Genomic DNA, 4,434 nt, shown 5'->3' on the forward strand with positions numbered 1-4,434 from the left:
GTCGACATCTATGTTGAATGACACTCCGCCATCGCGAGCAAGCTCGCTCCCACATGGGGGCAATGGTGGATGTTTGATGTGCATTCTGTTCATTTCACGCACTGCGCCCCAGCCTTGGCCACCTGCGCATCCTGCCCGGGCTTGACGCCTGACACGCCGATGGCACCAATCACCTGGCCATCGAAGACAATCGGCACGCCACCCTCAAGCGAAGTCAGCAAGGGTGCTGAAAGGAAAGCGTAGCGCCCGGCGTTGACCATGTCTTCATAGCTTTTCGATTCGCGCCGCCCGAGGGCTGAAGTGCGCGCCTTTTCGGTGGCGATGTAGGCACTGCCGGGCGCGCAGCCGTCGAGGCGTTCGAGGGCCAGCGGGTGGCCGCCGTCATCGACCACCACTATGGTCACGGCCCATTGATTGGCCTGTGCTTCGGCGCGGGCAGCTTTGATGATCTGGCCGACTTCGGCCTGGCTCAGGACGGCTTTGCTGTTCATGGGCATCTCCAGGGTTCGGTTAAGGCAGGGCGGCTTCGACCAGTTCGATCCAGTGCCGCACCGGAGTTCGCCCCGCGCCGTCGAGGTGCGACTGGCAGCCGATGTTGGCCGTGACAATGACCTCGGGATGGCCGCTTTCCAGGGCGTTGAGCTTGTTGTCGCGCAGTTGCCGCGACAGTTCGGGCTGGGTCAGCGAATAGGTGCCCGCCGAACCGCAGCACAGGTGTCCGTCGGGAACGGAGGTCAGGTTGAAACCGAGTCCGGTCAGCAGCGCTTCCACGGCACCACCGAGTTTCTGCCCGTGCTGCAAGGTACAGGGGCAATGGAAGGCCAGGCGTTGCGAGGCGTGGATGCCGAGTTTTTCCAGCGGTTCGTCGCGCAACACCTCCACCAGGTCCCGGGCCAGCGCACTGACCTTTTTCGCCTTGTCGGCATAGGCCGGATCGCTGGCGAGCAGGTGGCCGTAATCCTTGATGAAGGCGCCGCAACCGCTGGCCGTCTGCACAATCGCCTCGGCACCTTTTTCGATGCCCGGCCACCACGCGTCGATGTTGCGTCGGGCGCGATCGAGGCCGGCGGCCTGGGCGTCCAGGTGGTAGTCCACGGCGCCGCAGCAACCGGCTTCGCGGGTCGCGATGACGCTGATCCCCAAACGGTCCAGCACCCGCGCCGCCGCGGCATTGGTGTTGGGAGACAGGCTGGGCTGCACGCAACCTTCGAGCATCAGCACCTGACGCTCACGCAGGGTCGTGGGTCGCGGCTTGGCTGGGTAGACATTGCGCGGCAATTTGCTTTGCAGGGTGCCGGGCAGCAGCGCGCGGAACACCTGGCCGCTATTGACCAGGCTTTTAAACAAATCCGGATGCGGCACGGTCTGCCGCAACCCTTCGCGCAACAGGCGCTGACCGAGCGGGCGCGGTACCGCTGCATCGACCACCGCGCGACCGATGTCCAGCAGGTTGTGGTAGTCGACGCCCGACGGGCAGGTGGTTTCGCAGTTGCGGCACGACAGGCAGCGGTCCAGGTGCTGTTGGGTCTTTTGCGTGACGTCGTTGCCTTCCAGCACTTGCTTGATCAGGTAGATGCGGCCCCGCGGTCCGTCCAGTTCATCGCCGAGCAATTGATAGGTCGGGCACGTGGCATTGCAGAACCCGCAGTGCACGCAGGTGCGCAGGATGCTTTCGGCTTCTGCGGCGCGGGGCAAATGGCTGGCGGTTTCACTCAAGGTCGTCTGCATGGTTCAAAGCTCCGCGTACAGGCGTCCGGGGTTGAAGATGCCCCGTGGATCGAGTTGTTGTTTCAGGTTGCGGTGATAACGCATCAGCGCCGGGGGCAGCGGATGGAAGGGGCTGTCGGTCAGACCGTGGCTGAAACAGGTGACATGGCCGCCGACCTCGTCGACGACCTGGCGGATGTACGCTGCATCGGCATCGGATTTCAGCCAGCGCTGGGCGCCCCCCCAGTCGATCAACTGGCGCCCCGGCAGCGACAGGAGCGGCGTGTTGTGCGGCAAGGACAGGCGCCAAAGCGGTTGGTCTTGATCGAAGAAACTCAAGCGCTGCTCGTTGAGATCGTCCCACCAGCAAGCCTCCAGCCGCTCGCCCCCGAGGCGCTCATGGGCCGCCGCCACCGATCCCTCACCGCCCTCAAGCCGCAGGTGCAGGCGTGAACCGTCGTGACAGGCCGCGCTGATCGGCAACGGCTGCTGGCCCCATTCCGCCAGGCGCAACAAAGCCCGTTCGGCGTCCATTTCCAGGCTGATGCTCAGGCACTGCCGGGGTTTTGGCAGCACTTTGAGGGAAACTTCGGCGATCAGCCCGAGGCTGCCGTAACTGCCGGCCATCAGGCGCGACAGGTCGTAGCCGGCGACGTTTTTCATCACCTCGCCACCGAAGCGCAACAGCTTGCCGTGGCCGGTGATGACCCGCGTGCCGAGGACGAAATCCCGCACCGAACCGGACCACGGGCGCCGAGGCCCGGACAGCCCACAGGCGATCATGCCGCCGACGGTGGCGCCGTCGCCAAAGGACGGTGGCTCGCAGGGCAGCATCTGTTGCGCGGCGTCCAGCACCTGCGCCAGCTGCGACAACGGCGTGCCGCAACGGGCGCTGATCACCAGTTCAGTCGGGTCGTAACTGACGATGCCCCGGTGCGCGCGGGTATCGAGAATTTCCCCGGCCGTGGTGCGGCCGAGAAAGGCTTTGCTGTTGGAACCCTGGATGCGCAACGGCGTGGCGTTTTCCAGCGCCTGATTGACCTGTTCCAGCAGTGACTGGCTGTCATCGAAATCTTCAGGGCTGCGCATCAGAAACGCTCCAGCTCAGGGAAGGGCAATTGACCGCCGTGTATGTGCATGGCACCGAATTCGGCGCAGCGGTGCAGGGTCGGAATATTCTTGCCGGGGTTGAGCAGGCCACCGGGGTCGAAGGCGGCCTTGACGGCATGGAACAGGGTCAGCTCATCGCTGTTGAACTGCGCGCACATCTGGTTGATCTTCTCGCGGCCCACGCCGTGTTCACCGGTGATGCTGCCGCCGACCTTCACGCACAACTCCAGAATCCTGCCGCCCAGGGCTTCGGCGCGATCGAGTTCACCGGGTTGATTGGCGTCGAACAGGATCAGCGGATGCATGTTGCCGTCGCCGGCATGGAACACGTTGGCCACCCGCAGGCCGTATTCGTTCGAGAGCTCGGCGATGGCCTTCAGCACGCCGGGCAGTTCGCGGCGGGGAATGGTGCCGTCCATGCAGTAGTAGTCCGGCGACAGGCGGCCCACCGCCGGGAAGGCATTTTTGCGCCCGGCCCAGAAACGCACGCGCTCGGCGTCGTCCCTGGCCTGGCGCACCTCGATGGCGCCGGCCTGTTGCAGCACCTGGCGCACCCGGTCGCAGTCATCCGAGACATCGGCTTCAACGCCATCGAGTTCGCACAGCAGTATGGCCTGGGCATCCACCGGATAACCGGCGTGGATGAAGTCCTCGGCGGCGCGGATCGCCAGGTTGTCCATCATTTCCAGGCCGCCGGGGATGATGCCGGCGGCAATGATGTCGCCGACCGCGCGCCCGGCTTTTTCCACGGAATCGAACGCCGCCAGCAGCACTTTGGCGGTCTGCGGCTTGGGCAGCAGCTTGACCGTGACCTCGGTGATCACCCCGAGCAGGCCTTCGGACCCGGTGAACAGCGCCAGCAAGTCGAAACCGGGGGCGTCGAGGGCGTTGGAGCCCAGGCTCAGGTGCTCGCCATCGACGGTGAGGATGTCGACCTTGAGCACGTTGTGCACGGTCAGGCCGTACTTCAGGCAGTGCACGCCACCGGCATTTTCCGCGACGTTGCCGCCGATGGAGCAGGCGATTTGCGAGGAAGGGTCCGGCGCGTAATACAGGCCGAACGGTGCCGCCGCCTGGGAGATCGCCAGATTGCGTACGCCGGGCTGAACCCGCGCAGTACGGGCGGCAGGGTCGATGTGCAGGATGTTGTTGAAGCGCGCCATCACCAACAGCACGCCTTTCTCCAGGGGCAGCGCACCGCCGGACAAGCCGGTGCCGGCGCCACGGGCCACGACGGGGACGTGCAGTTCATGGCAGACCTGCAGCACCCCCTGGACTTCGTCGATGTATCGGGGCAGCACCACCAGCATCGGCGTGGTGCGATAGGCCGACAGTCCGTCGCATTCGTAGGGCTTGAGTTCCTCGCGCTGATGCAGGACTTCCAGATTCGGCAAGCGGGTTTGCAGGGCCTGCAACAGCGCCTGTTTGTCGACGTCGGGCAGGGCGCCGTCAACGCGTTCATCGTAGAGAATGTTCATCGGTTCATGACTCCCGCTGGAGGCCACTGACCTTCATCATTGGCCTGATACAGCCGACTGTCCATTGGGATGTTTGTCTGCACGACGGACCATGTGGGAGCGGGCTTGCTCGCGAAGGCGGCGACACATTCAACACAAC

Annotated in this window: 4 protein-coding genes; all 4 read right to left on the minus strand. The window is 64.6% G+C overall.

The window, feature by feature from the left end; translation table 11 throughout:
* Window positions 1-89: 89 nt before the first annotated feature.
* The 4 genes from KGB28_RS00190 to glcD are packed head-to-tail and all read right to left on the minus strand — an operon-like array spanning window position 90 to window position 4,295.
* Complete coding sequence (locus KGB28_RS00190) at window positions 90-491, minus strand: heme-binding protein (RefSeq protein ID WP_223440993.1); 402 nt, start codon at window positions 489-491, stop codon at window positions 90-92.
* Window positions 492-510: 19 nt separating this feature from the next.
* Entirely contained in the window at window positions 511-1,728 is a 1,218-nt protein-coding gene (gene glcF, locus KGB28_RS00195) for a glycolate oxidase subunit GlcF (RefSeq protein ID WP_223440996.1), read from the minus strand.
* Window positions 1,729-1,731: 3 nt separating this feature from the next.
* Window positions 1,732-2,796, minus strand: coding sequence for a glycolate oxidase subunit GlcE (gene glcE, locus KGB28_RS00200; RefSeq protein ID WP_223440997.1), 1,065 nt, complete (start codon window positions 2,794-2,796; stop codon window positions 1,732-1,734).
* Window positions 2,796-4,295: a glycolate oxidase subunit GlcD gene (gene glcD / locus KGB28_RS00205; RefSeq protein WP_223440999.1), complete on the minus strand. Its 1,500-nt coding sequence runs from the start codon at window positions 4,293-4,295 to the stop codon at window positions 2,796-2,798. Before glcD ends, glcE begins: the two co-directional genes overlap by 1 nt.
* Window positions 4,296-4,434: the final 139 nt, after the last annotated feature.

Source organism: Pseudomonas sp. BF-R-19 (assembly GCF_019956445.1).
Taxonomy (GTDB): domain Bacteria; phylum Pseudomonadota; class Gammaproteobacteria; order Pseudomonadales; family Pseudomonadaceae; genus Aquipseudomonas; species Aquipseudomonas fluorescens_BH.

Coding starts and splice junctions, on each gene's coding strand:
- KGB28_RS00190 (WP_223440993.1), bottom strand. CDS start 491: ATGAACAGCAAAGCCGTCCTGAGCCAGGCCGAAGTCGGCCAGATCATC.
- glcF (WP_223440996.1), bottom strand. CDS start 1,728: ATGCAGACGACCTTGAGTGAAACCGCCAGCCATTTGCCCCGCGCCGCA.
- glcE (WP_223440997.1), bottom strand. CDS start 2,796: ATGCGCAGCCCTGAAGATTTCGATGACAGCCAGTCACTGCTGGAACAG.
- glcD (WP_223440999.1), bottom strand. CDS start 4,295: ATGAACATTCTCTACGATGAACGCGTTGACGGCGCCCTGCCCGACGTC.